This window comes from Euryarchaeota archaeon (genome assembly GCA_016207515.1).
Taxonomy (GTDB): domain Archaea; phylum Thermoplasmatota; class SW-10-69-26; order JACQPN01; family JACQPN01; genus JACQPN01.
Window position 1 is genome coordinate 221289 of record JACQPN010000002.1, and the last position, 18641, is coordinate 239929.

13 protein-coding genes and 1 tRNA gene are annotated in these 18641 nt (G+C 62.4%); 10 read left to right on the top strand and 4 right to left on the bottom strand.

Annotated elements, in window-relative coordinates; translation table 11 throughout:
* Positions 1 to 38: 38 nt before the first annotated feature.
* The 5 genes from HY556_01630 to HY556_01650 all read left to right on the top strand — a co-directional run bounded on the left by HY556_01630 (position 39) and on the right by HY556_01650 (position 4403).
* Positions 39 to 1199, top strand: coding sequence for an acyl-CoA dehydrogenase family protein (locus tag HY556_01630; GenBank protein ID MBI4392487.1), 1161 nt, complete (start codon positions 39 to 41; stop codon positions 1197 to 1199).
* Between the two features lie 274 nt (positions 1200 to 1473).
* A tRNA-Phe gene (locus HY556_01635) sits at positions 1474 to 1546 on the top strand.
* A gap of 226 nt (positions 1547 to 1772) precedes the next feature.
* A complete protein-coding gene (locus HY556_01640; protein ID MBI4392488.1) occupies positions 1773 to 2243 on the top strand; it encodes a hypothetical protein in 471 nt (156 codons plus the stop codon).
* A 63-nt stretch (positions 2244 to 2306) separates the two neighbouring features.
* A complete protein-coding gene (locus tag HY556_01645; GenBank protein ID MBI4392489.1) occupies positions 2307 to 2780 on the top strand; it encodes a hypothetical protein in 474 nt (157 codons plus the stop codon).
* 198 nt (positions 2781 to 2978) lie between these two features.
* A complete protein-coding gene (locus tag HY556_01650; GenBank protein MBI4392490.1) occupies positions 2979 to 4403 on the top strand; it encodes a hypothetical protein in 1425 nt (474 codons plus the stop codon).
* A gap of 112 nt (positions 4404 to 4515) precedes the next feature.
* Here HY556_01650 and HY556_01655 read toward each other — a convergent pair whose 3' ends face one another.
* The gene (locus HY556_01655; protein MBI4392491.1) at positions 4516 to 4905 is read right to left on the bottom strand and encodes a hypothetical protein; all 390 of its coding nucleotides are present in this window, start codon (positions 4903 to 4905) and stop codon (positions 4516 to 4518) included.
* A 250-nt stretch (positions 4906 to 5155) separates the two neighbouring features.
* On the opposite strand from HY556_01655, the gene smc reads away from it, so the two are divergent.
* The 5 genes from smc (at position 5156) to HY556_01680 (ending at position 14212) form a co-directional block, all read left to right on the top strand.
* Positions 5156 to 8902 carry a chromosome segregation protein SMC gene (gene smc, locus HY556_01660; protein ID MBI4392492.1) on the top strand — a complete coding sequence of 1249 codons (3747 nt, stop codon included), beginning with the start codon at positions 5156 to 5158 and terminating at the stop codon, positions 8900 to 8902.
* Positions 8902 to 9900, top strand: a complete 999-nt coding sequence (locus HY556_01665) for a hypothetical protein (GenBank protein MBI4392493.1) — start codon at positions 8902 to 8904, stop codon at positions 9898 to 9900. The genes smc and HY556_01665 overlap by 1 nt, the downstream gene beginning before the upstream one ends.
* Positions 9897 to 10622: an SMC-Scp complex subunit ScpB gene (scpB, locus tag HY556_01670; protein MBI4392494.1), complete on the top strand. Its 726-nt coding sequence runs from the start codon at positions 9897 to 9899 to the stop codon at positions 10620 to 10622. Before HY556_01665 ends, scpB begins: the two co-directional genes overlap by 4 nt.
* Positions 10623 to 10903: 281 nt before the next feature.
* The gene (locus HY556_01675; GenBank protein MBI4392495.1) at positions 10904 to 12985 is read left to right on the top strand and encodes a hypothetical protein; all 2082 of its coding nucleotides are present in this window, start codon (positions 10904 to 10906) and stop codon (positions 12983 to 12985) included.
* A 39-nt stretch (positions 12986 to 13024) separates the two neighbouring features.
* Complete coding sequence (locus HY556_01680) at positions 13025 to 14212, top strand: HD domain-containing protein (GenBank protein MBI4392496.1); 1188 nt, start codon at positions 13025 to 13027, stop codon at positions 14210 to 14212.
* A 135-nt stretch (positions 14213 to 14347) separates the two neighbouring features.
* On the opposite strand, the gene HY556_01685 is transcribed toward HY556_01680, so the two are convergent.
* The 3 genes from HY556_01685 to HY556_01695 all read right to left on the bottom strand — a co-directional run bounded on the left by HY556_01685 (position 14348) and on the right by HY556_01695 (position 18565).
* Positions 14348 to 15238 (bottom strand): hypothetical protein, encoded by an 891-nt coding sequence (locus HY556_01685; GenBank protein ID MBI4392497.1) that lies wholly within the window; start codon positions 15236 to 15238, stop codon positions 14348 to 14350.
* A 183-nt stretch (positions 15239 to 15421) separates the two neighbouring features.
* Entirely contained in the window at positions 15422 to 16450 is a 1029-nt protein-coding gene (locus HY556_01690) for a carboxypeptidase regulatory-like domain-containing protein (protein ID MBI4392498.1), read from the bottom strand.
* A gap of 180 nt (positions 16451 to 16630) precedes the next feature.
* Entirely contained in the window at positions 16631 to 18565 is a 1935-nt protein-coding gene (locus tag HY556_01695; protein ID MBI4392499.1) for a hypothetical protein, read from the bottom strand.
* Positions 18566 to 18641 lie beyond the last annotated feature (76 nt).

An 18641-nucleotide genomic window follows, 5' to 3' on the forward strand; every position in this document is an offset into this window, starting at 1 on the left:
CCATCTTAAGAATCGGCCACATTCGCCACATGGTAAAGATGAACTTTGACCTCACCGAGGAGCAACTGGCCATCCGGAAACTCGTGCGCGAATTCGGCGAGCAGGAGGTCGTCCCGAAGACGAAGGAGATCGAGGAGACGGGTGTTTTCGAGACCGACGTCGTAAAGAAAGCGGCGAAGCTCGGGCTTCTTGGGATGAACGCGCCGCCGGAACTCGACGGTGCAGGCCTCGACTTCGTGTCCTACACGATCGCCATCGAGGAAGCGAGCAGGGCGAACGGTTCGTTCGGGATCACGCTCGCGGCGCACAATGGCCTCGGGATGTCGCAGATCCTTCACCAAGGCACGGATGCGCAGAAGAAGAAGTACATCCCGCCGCTCGCGCGCGGGGATCACGTCGGCTGCTGGGCATTGACCGAGCCCGCCTCCGGTTCCGACGCGGCAGGTCTCCAGACGACGGCCACCAAGAAGGGCCACCATTACATCCTGAACGGAACCAAGGTATTCGCGACGAACGGCCACTACGCCGACACGATAACGGTGATGGCCAAGACCGACCCGGACAAGGGAAGGAAAGGGATCACTGCGTTCATCATCGAAAAGGGCACACCGGGATTCAAGCTCGGCATCATGGAGGAGAAGCTCGGGCTCCACGGTTCGTGCACGAGCGAACTGATACTAGACAATTGCGAGGTCCACGAGGACCAGATCGTCGGTGGAAGCGAAGGCATCGGCATGGGCTTCAACGGCGCTTTGAAGACGCTCGACTCGGGCCGGATAGCGATCGGCGCCATGGCGCTCGGAATCGGCCAGGCGGCGCTCGACGCGTCGGTCGAGTACGCGAAGCAGAGGAAACAGTTCGGAAGACCCATCGGGACATTCCAGGCCATCCAGTGGAAGATCGCGAACATGGCCACCGAACTCGACGCGGCGCGGCTTCTTCTTTACCGCGCGGCGTACTTGCGGCAGAAAGGCGCGGAGTTCAAGTCGGACGCCTCGATGGCGAAACTCTACGCGAGCGAGGCCGCGATGCGGGCATGCAACGATGCGATCCAGATCCACGGCGGCAACGGCTACACGACCGATTATCCGGTCGAGCGGTACTTCCGCGACGTGAAGCTCTGCGAGATCGGGGAAGGGACGAGTGAGATCCAGCGGATGATAATAGCGCGGCAACTCGGATTGCCGGTCGAGAAATAGACGCCGGCGGGCTGCGTCATGGACCCTTGGGCCGACTGCGATCAAATGCGTCAAGGAGCCGGACGACGATTTGTTCGTCAGTCTCCCCCGGCGCGCCAAACGTCCGTAATAGGGCCCGGACCTTGCGGCTAACCGGGATCTTGATTCTCATGCACGTCAAGGGCGCTCTCGACCCGCATGACCCTTCCCGTTGGAGGGGTCGCCGAAGGAAATCGGCGTCCGCGAACCATTAATAAGGTGCCTCGCTTTCGTCCCCCTGCCCTCGGGCAATACAGCCGCAGTAGATCAGTTGGGAGATCGCCAGACTGAAGATCTGGAAGTCGCTGGTTCGAACCCGGCCTGCGGCATCGGGACGCGGTCGTTTCCGTCGACGCTTTTTCCGCGCCAGCGGAAAAAGGGTCGTTTGGAGCCGGCCTGCGGCATCGGGACGCGGTCGTTTCCGTCGACGCTTTTTCCGCGCCAGCGGAAAAAGGGTCGTTTGGAGCCGGCCTGCGGCATCACATTGTTCCTGCCTTAGTCATTTCGAGGCCTGTTCCATAATCCTATTCCCGGCCCCACCGGGATTGAGAGGCCGTGACTTCCGGTCCATCGCCCTGGAAGGGAATCGGTCTCCTTGCCCTCTACGTCGCGCTGTCCAGCGCATTCGGCCTGGCGCTACGTGGCGTTTCCGAAGGCCAGGACCTCGATTGGGCGCAAAACATCATCGTGAACGTCTGGTCGCGTAGCGCCGACGCCGACGTCGTCTTCAAGGTCGGCACGATCCTCGCCGGCCTCGTCAGTTACCGGCTCGCCGCGCGGCGACTCGTCGGAGCCTCCATCGTCGCAGGATTCGTCCTCAACTGGATCGTCTACTGGTTGAGTTTCCTGCTATTGGCCACGCCGGGCAACCCGAATGCCCAGCTCTCGCGCGACCTCGCCGAGTCCTTGCGTTTCGTGGCCCAGTGGGGGATACTGGGCTTGATATTCACGGCCATCGCGCCGGTCGTCGCACAATCGGTCCTGGCGGAGCCCGCCAACAGCGCCACAGAACGACGGATGGCATGAACCCGGGTGCGTCCGGATGACGACCCGACAGTAAGGTTTATGGGGCGCCATGCGGCCCACGATGTGATAAAGGTCGCGTGGTCCACCCTCTCCGCCTTGGTGGTTCTCGTCTCGGGTTGCGTCTCCACGACGCCACCGACAAGTGGCGACGCGTCTACGATCGAACCGGCTGCGGTTCAAGATATGTCGCCCTCCAACGCGACCCAGGCCTCGAAGGACATCGCCCGCGGGCACATCGTGGCGGCAGGTCCGTACACGAACGTCCGCAGCATCGCCGTCCTCGCGAGAGAGGGAGTTGACGGTTTCTTTTTCCCGGCGCCGCCCGCGAAGACGATGCTCACGACGCGCACAATGGACAATCGAGGCCTCGGCTACGACCTCTCGATGAACTTCCACGACGCGGCACGGGTCTATCTCGGTGGATGTTCGACGCCTGCGATGGACGAGACGTGTGTCGTGCCGGTCGGCGCCGCCACAGGGGAAGTGACGGCGGCGATGGGCGTCGATCTCGATGTGGTCGTGCTGATTGCGCAGTGAATCGAAAGACCTCGAACGTCGCCTCGGCGGGTCTTTCACCCCCGGGGAGGATCCGTCCGGTCGCGCAATGGGCTTTGCGTCAACGGAAGGTCGATGCGCGCCGCTTCATCCGCTACGCTCTCCCTAGCGTCGTGACTATGGTCTCCCCAGAATCGTTATCCCTCTCCCGGCTGGCTACGTCTTCTGGAGGCTCCCTGTTTGAGACGTGTCAGCGCATTGGGAATCGTGTTCGGTCTGTTATTGATGAGTTCGGTGAACGCAGGATCGCCGTCCAATAGGGGCGACGTTACCGCGGCCCCGTCCATCGATCCACACGCCGACACGTTCGACGCGTCATTCATTGCGCGAGAGCGTTTCGCCATGGAGAGCGAGTGGGTCGGGTTCTCCCCCATGTCGGGCCGGCTGGTCGGACCCGCTTCAAGCGACGAGGCCCCCTTGGCGTCGGGGCCCTGCGACGTATCGTTTTCGGGGCGCATCGTCGCCGGCGGCCTGCCGCTTGCCAACGCACCGCTCGAACTCCACGACAAGCTCCACGTGACGAGCGCGGACGATGTGGATATCCTACGCTCGGCATCGGCTAACCGGTGGGTCCCATCGTCCAAGATCGTCTCCTCCGGACGCACCGATGGGGACGGCGGTTTCACGTTCTGCGTTTCGAGGGCCGCCCTCCCGGACGGCACGCTCGACGCCTTCGTTCGTCTACGGACCGTCGATCCGGTCGTCGCAAGCGTCATGGCATCGGGCCGAAGCGTCGCGGTCCACACCGACTCGGGTGCTTTAGCCTACGAGGCGGATTCGGCGGAGTTCAGGGACGTGGCTGATGGCGATTTTGACGCGGGAACGCTCGTCCCCAGAGAACCGGGCCCGTATCCGCCGGTCGTCGACGACCTGCCGGATTGTCCAATCGAATTCGCGTCCGGGCCCACGGGGCGGGTCGTCACGGCGGAGCGCCCGCAAGACGACCTCGTGTGCCTCCCACGCTCCATCCTGCCATACGGTTCCGTGGCGTCCGCCTTCGCGGTCTACTCGTACATCCACTATGCCGCCCACTACCTCGCTAGCGACCTCGGGGTCGGCATGGGCCATGTTGAAGTCTACTACCCTGACGAGTCGTGCTTCGGTGGTGCGGCCGCCTGCTATTACGGTGGGCAGGCCGAGATCGTCGTACCCGCGAAAGCGGCCGGGTATTCGATAGTCGTTCACGAGTACGGCCACCACGTGATGTACACGAGAAGCACGTCGAACGTGGTCGGAGGGTGGCATGCGTGCGGCACCGCATCGGGCGCGATGCTGGCGTGGAGCGAGGGCTTCGCGGACTTCATGCCGGCCTTTGCGAGCAGGTTCGAACGTTCGACCCTCTGCCGGGGCGACGAGGCGCCTCCGAGCGCTTTCGGGGCCGAGGACGAGGCGAACGTCGCGGCTACCCTCGAGGACCTTCTCGACGACGCGAACGAGCCGGGCGATCCGGCCACCGTCTCCGCCGCCGATTTCTGGCGCGTCTTCACGCGGGGCCCGCACACGTACCAGACTTTCCACGACCTGTGGCTCGCCGAGTTCGGCGAAGGCTCCCGAGAAGCCGTGGCGCTCGCGGCCGTCGAGGCCCACAACGGGATCGCGTCGTAGGGCGACGACCGCAAGGCCCGCGGCCAACCCCACTAGTGCCCGGTGCCAAGTCCCATGATCGGCGGCCAGCGAGCCGCCGGCGCGGGCGAGATATCGCGCCGCCGCACACCATTCAGGCGGCGTTCGCGTGCCGTTTGGCGGCTGTCACGGCCTGCTCCTCCACGTAGTCGAAGCGCTCCGTGAAGGGCGCCTGCAGCACAAAATGGGCCAGCACCTCGTCCTCCGAGATGCCCATGGAGATCATGCGCCGCTCCGCGGGCTCATCCGCCTCGCCTGGACCGAGAGTTATGTGGCGGACCACGACCACGTTCCCTTCGGTCCCCCCTCGCCGGTAGAGGAAATGCACGCGCGACGAACCGTTGACTAGGGCCAGGTCCAGCCGGTACCCCTTGAGAAGCGGAAAACCGTCTGGCAGTGCGGCCGTGTTCGCCTTGGCCTCCTCCTCGTACCTAAGGATGAAGAACCGGCGGATGGATTCGAGGTCGCGTTCGAGAGATCGCATGGGCGTTGACCGTGGAATCGTGTCGTTGAGATTACAAAGCCCTATCGTCCGACCAGGGGGAGATGGACGTGGTCCCGGGCGCCCCGCCTCCTTGGCCACAACTTCAATTCAATGGAATTAAATACGCAGTTAGGGGAATACCCTGTCGGGATGGGAATGCACCCAAGACAGGCAGGTTTATCTAAAGCCATCACTTTTGAGGCGTCAATCTGGGTCATGTTCCACTCTGTGCCCGTGGGAGGGACGTAGGTTGCACCTCACTAGGATCGAACTTGAGAACTTCAAGAGCTTCGGCACGAAGCTGACCATTCCTTTCCTCCCCGGCTTCACGGGCGTCACGGGGCCGAACGGTTCGGGGAAGTCGAACATCGGGGACGCGGTGTTGTTCGTCCTCGGCCCGAAATCCAGCAAGGCGATACGCGCCGGCAAACTCACCGACCTCATCTTCAACGGCGGCAAGGACAGGAAGAGCGGGCCGGACTTTTGCAAGGTGAGCCTCGTCTTCGACAACGCCGACCGGACGATGCCCATAGAGGCGAATGAGGTCTCCTTGACGCGGATGGTGCGTAGATCCAAGACGTCCAAGGAGGACTACTACTCCTATTTCTACATCAACGGCCGGACGTCGAGCCTCACAGAGTTCGACAACCTCCTCGCATACGCCCGCATCAGTGCCGAAGGGTACAACCTCGTCCAGCAAGGGGACGTCACGCGCATCGTCAACATGTCGCCCTTGGAGCGGCGGCGCGTCCTCGACGACATCGCCGGCATCACGAAGTTCGACGAGGAGATAGAGAAGGCGGACAAGCGCAAGGCCGAGGTGGAGGCCAACCTCGAACGCATCGGGATCATCCTCAATGAACTGAACCAACAACTTGCCGCCCTCGAAAAGGACCGCGCGGCGGCCGAACGGTATGCGACGCTCAAGAAGGATTTCGACGTGACGCGGGCGAAGTACGCGAAGCGGCGGAAGGACAATTTCGAGGCGGAGCTGGTCCGGCTCAAGGCGGAGATAGAGAACTTCACGACCCAGAAGACGCAGCTCGAAGGGGAGAAGACGTGCCTCCAGGACGAGATCGCCGAGGCGGACAAGAAGTTCAACGAGGTCCAATCGAAGCTCTCGGAGCGCGGCGGCGAGGAACTGCGCGAGGTCCAGGAAGCTGCGAACGAGCTTCGGGTCGAAGTGCAGGTCACCAAGGAGAAGATGAACCACAGCAAGCTCGAACTCGCCGAGCTCAAGAAATCACGTTCAACCGTGAAAGGCGACCTCGACAAGGCGATGCGTGAGATCGCCCGCCTCGAAAAAGACATCGGCAATCTTGAGAAGGAGCGGGGAACGGCGCTCGAACGCATCGAATCGACCGATTCCGAGTTGGCGTCGGTGAAGGACCTCGTCAGCAGGTCGAATTCCAAGTCCGGCGACTTGCAACGCGAACTGTCGCAACTGAAAGTCGATTGGGAGGCAAAGAACGCCGAACTCATGAAGGTCAAGGGAGAAGCACAATTGCTTTCCGAGAAGATAGCCCGCCTTGAACAGGACCTTGCGGTCCTCGAAGAGGCAGAGAAGAACACCGAGTTCGAGCTCAAGGACATCGACTTCTCCCTGCGTGAGACTCAGAAGGAAGCGAAGACGGTCGGCAAGGGCGCCGATGAGCTGAAATCGAAGATGTTCTCGCTCAAGAAGGACGAGTCCGAATTCACCAAACAGCTCAACGAACTCGAGCCCGCGATACGGCGCCTCAGGAACGAGTACCAGGACCTCAAGGCCGCAAAGAACGCGGCCGAGGCCGTCACCAAGGGCTACGTCCCCGCCGTCGACCGCGTCCTCGAAGCGCGTGACACCGGGGAGCTCAAGGGCATCTGCGGGACGATAGCGGAACTCGGCCGCGCCGATTCGAAGTACGATATGGCGCTCGAGATCGCGGCGGGCGGCAGGATGCAGGCAGTAGTGACCGAGAGCGATGAGGACGCGGCGCGGGCGATCGCGTACCTGAAGAAGAACAACATGGGTAGAGCGACCTTTCTTCCGTTGAACAAGATGCTTCCCGGACGGCCCCAGGGAAAGCCGTTGATGGCGGTGCGTGACGCCGGCGCCGAGGGGTTCGCGATAGACCTTCTCCGCTACGATGAACGGTTCAAGTCCGCGTTCTGGTACGTCTTCAAGGACACGGTCATAGTCAAGAACATCGACCACGCGCGTAGGCTCATGGGCGGAGTGCGTCTCGTGACACTCGACGGCGACCTCATAGACTCGGCGGGCGCCATGTCGGGCGGGTCCACCCCTAAGACCGACCGGTTGAAGTTCGGCGCCCCGTCGAAGGACGCGTTGGACAAGGTCACGAAAAGCCTCCAGGCGGCGATCGCGCAACAGGAGGTCGTGACGTCGCAGCTCGCGGAGATCCGCGACGAGCTCGGCCGCATCGAATCCGACCTTCGCAACATCAGCCTCACCGGCGTCACCTCGGATTCAAGGGTACAGGACCTCGAAGGACGGCGAAAGGAGTTCGCCTCGAAGCTCGATCTCGTGAAACGCGACCAGGAACGCGTCCAAGGCGAGATCAAGGCGACAAAAGATGCGGCCGAAAAACTCGCATCCCGCCTCGCGAAGGCGGAGGCGTCGGTGGCGAAACTCGACGCCGACCGCGAGGAGCGAGGAAAACTCCTTCTCAAGTCCACGGTGAAAGAACTCGCGGACAAGCTCACCGTCCTCCAGGACGAAGTCACGAAGCTCCGGCAGGAGGAGCACGCGCTCACCTCGAAGATCGAGACGGGAAAGACGAACCTCTCTCTCGTCTCCGTCCGACGCGACGAACTCGCAGGGAACGTGGAGCGCGTGGACGCTTCGATGGGCGAACACGAGAAGACCGTGAAGGAATGCGAGAAGTCCATCCAGGAAAAGGCCGAGAAGCTCACCGTCATCGCGAAAGTCGAAGAGGAGAAGACGAAGGCGTTCTCCGGGCTCACGAAGGCCCGCGACGAGGCGCACGATCGCGTCGCCGCCTTGAACGCCGGCCTCGACAAGCTCGTCGACAAGCTCAACAGCACATCGGACCTCATCACGACGAAACAATCCGAGATCCCCCACGTGGAGGCGGAATTGACGGAAGTCACGGCCGAATTGGGCCAGTACGCTGCCGTCGAGATCCCAGCAACCATCGAGGAGACCCTCGAGACGTTGAAAGCGAAGATACGGCGCATCGAGAACGAGCTGAACTCTTTCCAGGGCGTCAACCTCCGGGCGCTAGAACAGTTCGACGCCGAGACGAAGCGCAAGGGCGAACTCGAGGCGGAGGTCTCAAGGCTCCAGGAGCAGAAGACCAACCTCGTGGCCCTAGTCGAGGAGATCACGGCCAAGAAGAAGGACGGCCTCATGATCGTCTTCGCGGAGGTCAATAAGAACTTCACAGAGGTGTTCGCCGGCCTCTCCGACGGCGGAAAGGCGGAACTGCTCCTTGAGAACCCCGAACGTCCGTTCGAGGCAGGCCTCATCATCAGAGCACAGCCGAAGGGAAAACGGGTCACGCGCCTCGAAGCGCTGTCCGGCGGCGAGAAATCCCTCACGGCGCTCGGCTTGATCTTCGCCATCCAGCAATACCAACCGTCGCCGTTCTACATGCTCGACGAGGTCGACATGTTCCTCGACGGCGTCAACGCTGAACTCGTCGCGCGGATGGTCAAGACAAACAGTGTCCGAGCCCAGTTCATCATGGTCTCCTTGAGGAAGTGCACGCTCCAACAGGCCGACCACGTCTACGGCGTGACCATGACGGCCTCCGGCCTATCGCAAGTGATAGGCGAGGTGAAGGTCTCGGAGCTCTCGGATGAGCCGGAAAGGAGCGCCACGGAGGAACCGTTGGTGAAAGTCAAGAGAGCACGCTCGAGGAGCGGCAAGCGCGTGGTCGACGCCCCCACCGTCCACGCCGAGGAAGTCGCGCCCGTGGAAGGCCCGAAGGTTGAAATCGCGGCGCCGACACCCGATCCAGGGGTGAACCCCTAATGGCGCCGGGCCAACAGTTGGTCGAGAAGACGACGGCCGGCGCGCCGCCTTCCGAAACGGCCGTCCCGGCCGCGCTCCCCTTACGCCCCGTCGATCCCGCCTTGAAGGAAGCGCAGGACAAGGTCATGGGCCATCTCCTTTTCCACAAGGCGATGATAAGCGAGGACGGCGGGAACGAAAAGATCAACCAGTACATCGAACTCGTGCGCGAATCGAAGGACGGGGCGCACGTCTCCATAACGAACCCCGTCGACAAGGCCATCGCCATCGCGTTCGAACTCGTCATGGAAGAGCACCTCAACCCGTGGCACATCGACCTGGTCCAGTTCTCGACCATGTACCTGAAGCGCGTGCATGAGGAGGGCTCGCTCGATCTCATCACGGCCGGACGCATCGTCCACATGGCCTGGACCGTCCTGAAGCTCCAAAGCGACGAAGCCGTCACGAAGGCGGAGACCGTCCAACAGCAGGCCGAAGAGGCGCCTTCGTGGGAAGAGATCGACACCGCCGGTTGGAGCGCCGACGACGTCGACTACGCCTTCACGACCACGGTCGTCGGCGGCCGCCAAGCGCCTATCGACGAGAAGGTGCGGCACAAGGGCGACAGGAAAGTGACGCTCTACGAACTCGTCGAGGCCTTCGAAGAGGCGCGCGGCGAGGCGGAACTACGCCAGATTCTCACCGAGCGCCGGGAAGCGGAGCGCATGAAGTGGAAGTTCGATTCCCGCGCCGACGTGAACCACAAGGTCCACAAGGAAGACCTCGAAGCGGAAAAAGCGGAGGTCTGGGCGCGCATCACGCGCCTCAACGGCGCCCCGATCCCGATAACGGACATCCGCGGCAAGAACCGTGAAGACCACATCAAGACGCTGATATCGGTCCTGTTCCTCGTGAGCGACAACAAACTCAAGATATGGCAAGAGGACTTCCCGTACGGGATGATCTACGTCCAGAACCTGCTCGTTGAAAAGCACGACGCGGAGGCTGCAAGGAATTGAGCACTGAGACGGAGAACCAGGTTTCGTCCGCAGCGGACGAGGTGACGCGCATCGTCGCCAAGCGGCCGCCGGCCGGGAAAGAACGGCAAGTAGTCGAGGCGGCGCTCTTCTCTGCGGGAAAGCCCGTGCTCATCGACGAGATATCCGAGAAAACAGGTGTCCCGAAGGCGGACGTCCGGCACGCGATCAAAGCGCTTGAGAAACTTTACGCTTCATCCGATTCCGCGCTCGAAGTGTCGCAAGCAGGCGACAAATGGGCAATGCAATTGAAGGCCGAGTACGCCCCGCACGCGACAAAACTCGCGCCGATGGAGATACCGGTGCGCACTTTGAAGACGCTCGCGCTCATCGCCTACCATCAGCCCGTGAAACAAAGCGACGTCGTCGACATGATAGGCGCGCGCTGCTACGAGCACATCAAGGAACTGCACGATCGCGGCCTTGTGAACTGGCGCGAGCACGGGCAGACGAAGATACTTTCGACGACAGCGAGTTTTCCCGAATACTTCGGCATCGCATCGCTCGAACCCGAGGAGATAAAGAAGTTCCTCGCGGCGCGAGTGGGCCTCAAATTGACGGAGAAGAAGCCTGTGGAGGACGCGGCACTGGAGGCCCCTCCGCAGGAAGACAAGCCGATTGGCGCCGAATCGGACACTCCCCCGCCAAGTGACGATGCCACCGACACCGCGCCGTCGAAGCAAGAGATCGTCGCCGAGCACTGAACGGACGCGTGGACGCATTTTCTGACCGCGCGGCTGAAGCGCCGCCTCGACGGTGCCGAAGACCCGTCATCATATCGTATGCACTCGTCGATTCGAATAGAAGTACGCGAAAGATAGTGAGCAAAGTTCAAGCTCCGGCGCATGGCTCGTCGGGCGTCCTGGACCGGGACGGCCGCCCGGCCCGCTTCGAGTGAGTGCGGCGGGCGGGGCGGTGACCATCCCGCTCTTTCCGGGAGAGTCGTTAAATGCCCAGAGGACATCGGAGATCGGAGGCAAGAAAGATGGCGACAAGCATCCGGAAGGAGCGCAGGCCGTCGGGTATGCTCGTCGTCATCGCGCTCGTCTTTTCCGCATTGGTCCCGTTGGTTCCCGCTGCGACCGCGACGGGGGCGGCGGATCTACGCGTTTCATGGATCTCGATTTCCCCATTGAACCCAATGCAGGGCGAGCAAGTCGCTTTCACGGCCACCGTGGCTAATCTTGGGAACGCGAGCGCATCCGATTTCAGCACACGCTTCATCTTGAACGGGACCATCTGGGGGCCAGACGTGTTCGTAGGGAATCTCGCAGCTGGTTCTTCCATGAACGTGTCGGCGTTTTGGACCTGGACGGCGATTTCGGGGAACCATTCCATCATGGCGAGCGCCGACGTTTGGGGGAACGTTTCGGAAACCAGTGAGGCGAACAACAATTTCACAAGGGCATTCCTCGTTGATACGGTCGGTTCCCACAAACCGGATTTCGCGGCTGTAGGCGTCTCGGTGTCGCCGCTCGCTCCGGCCGGCGACGATCCGGTCGTGTTCACCGCCCAAATCCGCAACGATGGAAATGCGTCGACCAGTTACCTCCGGTACAGCTGGTACCTGGACGGATCCAATGCGGGCGGAGGTGAGCTATACGGTACGATGTCACCGGGGCAGTCTGTCTATCCGAGTCTTTGGGTCCAACTCGGTCCTGGAAACCACACCGCGACAATATTCGCCGACCCCTTCGGCCAGACCGACGAGTGGAACGAGACCAACAACAATGAATCGGGCGCGGTCTACGTCTCGCCCGGGGCTCCCGACCTACGCATCTTGGCCATCTCGTCGAGCGACGTGGCGCCGGCGGAAGGCGACACTACGGCGTTCACCGCCTGGGTCGAGAACGTCGGCAGCCTCCGCGCCGAGAATCTGACGGTCTTTTTCGAGATTGACGGCGTCTACCTCAGCGAAGCGAGGACCGGGACGGTTTTCGCCCACGGTTCGGAAAACGTCACGAGCGCCAATTGGACCCCGCCTCCTGGTAATCACACCGTGCGCGTCGTGGCGGATTACTATTCAGAGGTCCGAGAATCGGACGAGGCGAACAATGAATTGAGCGAGACCTTCTTGGTGTCGACGCAATCTCGCGCAGATCTTATCATCGCTTCCATGGTCTTGACGCCTTCCTCGCCAACGGCAGGGCAATCGGTGTACCTTTCGGCCCTCGTCAGTAACAACGGATCCGCTTCCGCGGGTCCGTCCCTGGTCAGCTTCTTCGTCGATGGCTTTTTGTCGCTTGGCGAGCGGTCCGTGGGCCCGCTTTTGCCAGGCGACGCGCAATGGGTGACCAGTTCGTCATGGTCGGCCCAACCGGGAGGGCATGGAATTTCGGCGACGGCCGACTCCCGGGCGAATGTCACTGAGTCGAATGAAGACAACAACATGGGGACTTACTCTTTCGGCGTCGATCCGGGACTCCCCGACCTCGTGGCCAAAAGTGCCTCGGTATATCCGTGGCCGCCAGGCGCAGGGTCCTACGTTTCCTTCAGCGCCAACGTCACGAACCTCGCCTACGCAGGTACGGGCTCCTTCAAGGTGAAATGGCTTCGGGACGGGTTCCTCCTCGCCGAGCAGTCGGCGAGTCCCATGGGTGCATGGGAGACGAGGGCATTTTACGCCGGGTATTTCGCCTCGGTGTCGGGCTGGCACAACGTCACATTCATCGTGGATTCCACATCGAACGTCACGGAATCCGCCGAGTGGAACAACGTCGCCAAGACCGACTTCTACGTGGAGGGCGTGGACGTCTCTCCGCAATCGCAACGGCAGGGCGTGCTTCCCGGCCAGACCGCTTACTACTGGCTGCAGGTGTGGAACAACAGGACGACATCGGACTGGGTGCATCTATCCGCGTCTCTCCCGCCCTCCGGATGGGCCGCGGCGCTCGACCACTATGATGTGTATCTCACGCCAGGAGGTTCTACGTTCGTCCGCCTTGGCGTGACCGCGCCCCTCGTCCCCGTGTCAGGACTCGAGGCGGCCGTAAGCATACAAGCGCAGTCCGACGGGCGGCCCGAATTGACCGACTGGGCATGGACGTACACGGCCATCCCCATTTGATGCCCGTTTCCGGGAAAAACCCCTTATCCCTCGGGGGCCATGTCGGCCGCGTTGAAGCGTCTACGCGATCCCGTCTACAATTACATCCGCCTCGATGAAGTGGCGGAAGCACTCATCGATACGCCCGAGTTCCAGCGCCTTCGTCACGTGAAGCAGCTCGGGACGGCGTACCTCGTGTTCCCGGGCGCCCATCACACGCGTTTCGAGCATTCCCTCGGTGCCCATCATCTCGCTCGCCTTGCAAGCGAACAGTTGGGCCTTACGCCCGACGATGGGCGTCTCTTGGAGTATGCGCTTCTTCTTCACGACATCGGCCACGGTCCGTTCAGCCACGTCAGCGAGGAGCTGTTCCGGGACGAGGCGGGTAGCCACGTGGACGTGGGAGCTTCGCTCATCGAGAAAGGCCGCCTTGGGGACATCATCGAGCGTGCGGGCCTCGACAAGAAGGTCGTGATATCGCTGATGCGGGGGAAGGGCCCCCGCGGCGGACTCGTGTCGGGACAGGTGGATCTCGACCGGATGGATTATCTCGTGCGCGATTCCCATTACACCGGCGTCGCGATCGGCGTCGATTCCGACCGCATCATCTCGAAGCTTCGCCTGGTGAAGGACGGCGTGTGCGTTCTTGAGGACGGCCTCCTCACGGCCGAGATGCTCCTCATCGCGCGTTTCAACATGTACACAAGCGTCTACTTTCACCGGACGTGCCGCATCGCCGAACTCATGATTCGGCGGGCCATGGGGGACGGCCTTGCGGCCGGGGAATACACGGCCGCGGAGCTTTCACGGATGGACGACATCGAGTTGGTCTCTCGCTTCAGGTCGAAGTCCTCCGCCGGTCACCGGATGATGGAGAGGCTGGCGTCTCGAACCCTGTACAAGGAGTGCCACGCGTGGGGGACCGGCGAACTTCCCTCGTCCTTGATAGCGAGACTCGCCGGCGAGCACACGGCGCGCTCCGCCTTGGAGACCGAGATCGAGACGGCCGCGAAGCTCAAGGCCGCCGAGGTCTTGATCGACGTCCCCGCGCTTCCCACCCAAAAGTCAGGCGGGATGGACATCCTGCGAGACGACGGCACCGTCGTCCCCATCGGACGCCTCTCGAAACTCGTCTCAAACCTTGAGGCGGCCGAGGCCGATTATTGGCGAATGAGGGTCCTCGCGCCACGCGGGAAGGAGGAGGTCGTGGCGAGGGCGGCGAGGGGCGTCTTGGAGAATCTGGATTGAGACGGTTCCAGCGGTGATCCGCCGTTGCGGGCGTGGGTTTCGGCGGTTTCGCCCGTTGTTGAACTAACGTGCACGCTCGTTGCACGTTCCAAAGACATGAGCGAGTGTGCCTCCAAGTCGCCGAAATCCGTGGACTTAGGTGCTCGCCTTGCCGTCGAGCCTTTCGAGTACCGCTAGCGCCGGTTCGGTTTCGCGTAGGAGTCGATCGCGTAGCCCGAGCGCGCGCCGCACTTCCCGTTCGTCCCGGTAGATCCCCGCTTGTTGAAGTCCCATGGCACCCGGGACGAGTTCCGACCACCATACGTAGTCCTCGTCGAAAATGCCGATGTCCCGCATGAGGTCAGGCGGCAGTTTCTGGGTCATCGCGATGCGCACGTCGATGCCGCCGCGCGCCTGCGCCACCATGAGATCCCGGACTTCGGCATTGAGGTGCGTCGGGTCCTCGAGGAAAAAGACACGCGTGATCTTGACGCCCCGTTTCGTCGCCTTGAAGTTCTCTTCGAGGTAGGCTCGTCCAGACCCTTCGTTCCAGTAATCGGCAAGCTTCACGAAGACCGTTCCGAACATCGAGGTCTTCGTGTGGGCGAGCATCGTGCTCACGACCGAATTGAATTCTTCGGGCCCCACCTTGAAATAACCGTCACGCAGGTTCTTCACGTCGGAGTTGCACTCCGAGACCACACGTTGTGCCCGTTCGATGAAGAATCCATCGTGGGTTCCCACGAGGGCCGAGTAACTGTCCACAAGTTCAGGGACCGATTTCACCAAGAACCCGTCTTGGAGCGCTCCGTGCTCGAACCCTAGGGCCTTGGTAAGGTTCTGGCCGGTCAATGTGAGCTGGAAGCGCAATTCGATGGTGAGGAGGACGAGTGACACAAGGAGAGAGAGGAGGAGCGACGTGACGCTGTCTTTGGAGACGAACCAGGCGATCAAGCCGACGATAAGGGCAAAGAACACGTCGAAGAAGAGGAATTTGACGAACTCCACGTCTCCCAGCGCCCTCACGAGGTTTCGATCTTTCGACATCGTCAAGCCGTTCCTTGGGAGTCGGTCGACCCCCTGGCGACCCATGGACGCCGGGATCAATAAGTCATTCATTTGCGGCTCGCGACGCGTGATCACGCGGCGTTTTCGCCTACTTTCAACCCGTCACGCCGCCCGATGAAAACGGTGGCCCGTACCGTCTTCGCGATGCCCTGCTCCCGGTTCTCAATCGAGCACGCTGTAATCGGCGCTCGCGGCCTGCCCGTAAAACGTGCTGACGTAGAGCGTGAAATGCTGTTGCGCCGCAGCTCCGAGTCCAAGGAAGCATCTTCCGGAGTTCGGGTCGCAAACGACCGCATGTCCTGCGCCTTGGAGGAATATCCTGGCTCTCAGGTCCTCGCCGTTCGAGTTGATCCGGTGGTCCTTTGCTTGCGACGTCTCGTGGTCGACTCCGGGGACGATGACGAGCCGCACGGGGCCTTTTCCCCCCTTCACCGCGTACGCGTCCGATTCCGTGAGGTTGTCGCCGCCGTTCGGCTCGATGTTGAGTTGGAGTTCGCCGCTCGTCATGGCGGGTGCGTTCTCCCAGACGAGCTCCATGACGATGGTCTGCCAATCCTTGCCGACGCTGAAGTTGAACGAGTATGCGGCGTTCGTCGGGGACTGGAATTGTCCGATCCCGCCGGTCTCCGCCACGAGGGTCACCGGGGCAAAACAGTCGCCGGTGATGATGATGTAGGTGAGCGTGCATTCGAAGAAGCCGGGGAATTCCTGTGTGTCGACGGCGAGCCGGGGGCGCTCCAGTGTCGTGAGTACGAGTTCCACCTTGGTCTCCACGTCGCCCGCCACACTCACGGTCGTGGTCTTGTTGGCGTGTCCGTCGCTTTGAACCCGCAGGAGGTGAGTCCCAGCGCCCACGCGCGCGAAACTGAAACTTCCATCTGGATTGGATTTCGTGGTGGCGACGTCGTCGAGTATCACGGACGCGGCGGCGACCGGCGAGTAGTCTTCGGAGACGACGATCCCCTTGATCGCACCGACTTCGAGGGCGTCGTCTTTGGAGCTCATCCCTAGGGAGGGTTGCGCGCTCCCTGATTCCGCGGACGTAGCCGATCGGGCAGCGTCGGCGAAGCTTGCCGGTGCGACGAGGTCGCCATCTGTGGGCGCGACACAACCCGCGAGCGCCGCAAAGGCGAGGCTTAGGAGCGTGAATGCCACGACCGGGTGGTTTGCGGCCTTTGGCTCGCGCCTCATATGGTCAACTTGAAGGGTAGACATGTCTTGAACTTTTTGGCTTTACGGTTGGAGAGAGATCGGACCTGAACGAATGAAAAGTCGACGCTTTCCGTCGAGCGCCCTGGGGCCGGATGGACTGACCCGTGAGCGGCTCCAGCTGCCGGTCCGGCCGGTGCCGCGTGGCTAGTGCCACTGATCTCACACCACGCCATAGACATCCACGTCCCTGACGATCTCCACCGACGTGTCCCCGTTCGAGTGGGTCACGTAGCTCTCGACCGTCGTCGTGACCGTGACGCCATATTGGATTCCCGCGCCAAGGAACGAGACGTAATCGCGGGCAAGTAGTTGTCCGGTCGTAGTCTCCTCACCCGTGACGCACTCCAGCGGGATCTCTATGGGCCCCGTGAGGTAGAGCTCGACGGTCTGTCTGCCGGAAAGAGCCGCAAGTCCGACGCGTTCGAAGTTGTTGAAGCGCAACACGCCGCCAGGCCACGAGCCGTCGGCCGTCAAGGGGACTAGGGTGACCTTCGGAAGGCCGGGCAACTGGGTCCGCACACAGTTGCCGCGGAACTCGCTTTCCGGCGACGACGGGTCGTTGTCCGTGTACTGGTTCGGGTCCTCGTTCTTTCCCGCGTCGGCGAATCCCTTCGAGTAGGGCTCCAACACGTCCGGCACGCGGCCGATCCACGTGTCCCCGTTCTTGTCCGACCATTGGCCCACGTGACCGTAGAAATCGTAGAGTTGGCCAGGCGTGAAGGTGCGTTCGCTGTGGCGGCCGGTCTCGCCCGATGGCAGGTTCGCTCCGATCTTCGCTGGGCCGTAGACGCCGCCGATGAAGGTGCCGCAGATGCAGCCCGAGGAATAGGCCTGGACGTCGAGCCAGGCGTGCCAGTCCGAGGCGTAGCCGGAGTAATCGTTGCAGCTACCCCGCGGCTCGGAAAGCGAATCGGTCGCGCATGTCCCGTTGAATGGATCCCCCCCGAAGGTGGCGTTGCAGGGGGTCGAAGGGTCAAAGCAACCGTAGCGGTCGGCCGGGTCGTTCGGTTCGTGCTCCGCCAAGGGGAAGAAGCGGGCATTCGCCTCGGCCGTGTCGTCGTTTTCGAGCGGTGGGACGGAATCGCGCACGTCTTTCAGTGCGGGCGTCGCTTCTCGGGTCGCGTTCTCGTCCGCTTGGCGTATCGCGTCGCGTCCCACGGCCGCGAAGCCCGTGTAGAGCGAATCGACGCTCGGGTGGAGGCTCGAATACCGGTCCACGTCGACGAATGTCGCCTGCGAGACGTCGTACCCCTGCTCGATCAAAGGCTCGCGCCCTGCCCCCTCCTCGAAAACGGCCACGACCACGGCGGTTTCGCGCACCAAAGCGTCGTCCGCGTGATTGCTCCCGAACCCCGTGCCGCCCACCCAACCAGTGTTTCCGGGGCAACCGGTCGGCCACTCGGGGTGCGAACCGCCGTTCGAAGCGCCGGCGCTGCGGTCATCGAGCTTGAAGTCCGGGTGCATGTTGTAAGCACCGTCGAACCCCTGCACCTTCGTCCCCGCCTCGGTGCCGTCGGGAACCACGATGTCCGGGATCAAGTAGACGTCGGGCCGGTCGCCGAGTTCATCCGAGTGGTTGCCGGGCACGATCCACGCGACGAGGTTGAACCTCCCGGCCTCGCCGCTTGCGCCACCTCGCCACAGAAACTCGTCGGCGGCCCCGTTTCCGTGACGGGGGTCCTCCTCGCAAAGGTCGTCGATACGGGAGTCGCCGTCGACGTCGTTGAACTCCCCGTACCACGCCATGAGGCCGGAACTGCCGGGCAAGAGGAACGACGAGGAGCCTCCGATGATGGAGCGGCTGTAGCCGTTCACGGCCACGTAGCTTCCGCCTTGCGTCGTCATGTATTGCACGACCGAGTCGAGGAGCCGGTTGCCGCCGCCGACATCGGTCCCCGTCGCGCCCAAGTCGCCCTCGGCGTCACCATCGGCGTCGATTGTCGCGTCCTCGACCGGGTCTCCCGCCGGTGTCACAATCCTCGACGTCACCTCGTGGTCGGGTTCGAACGTGTGCCCCTGCTCCGCGTCCGCCAGGTACGTGTACCGGTGCGAGGCGAGCGCTGGACCGGCGGCTTGGGCGATGATGATCGTCACGCAGATAGCCTTGAGAATCGTCCGTTGCCACCTTCTGTTGCTTCCCACAGTGTCATCCTCCCACGCGTCCGGTCCG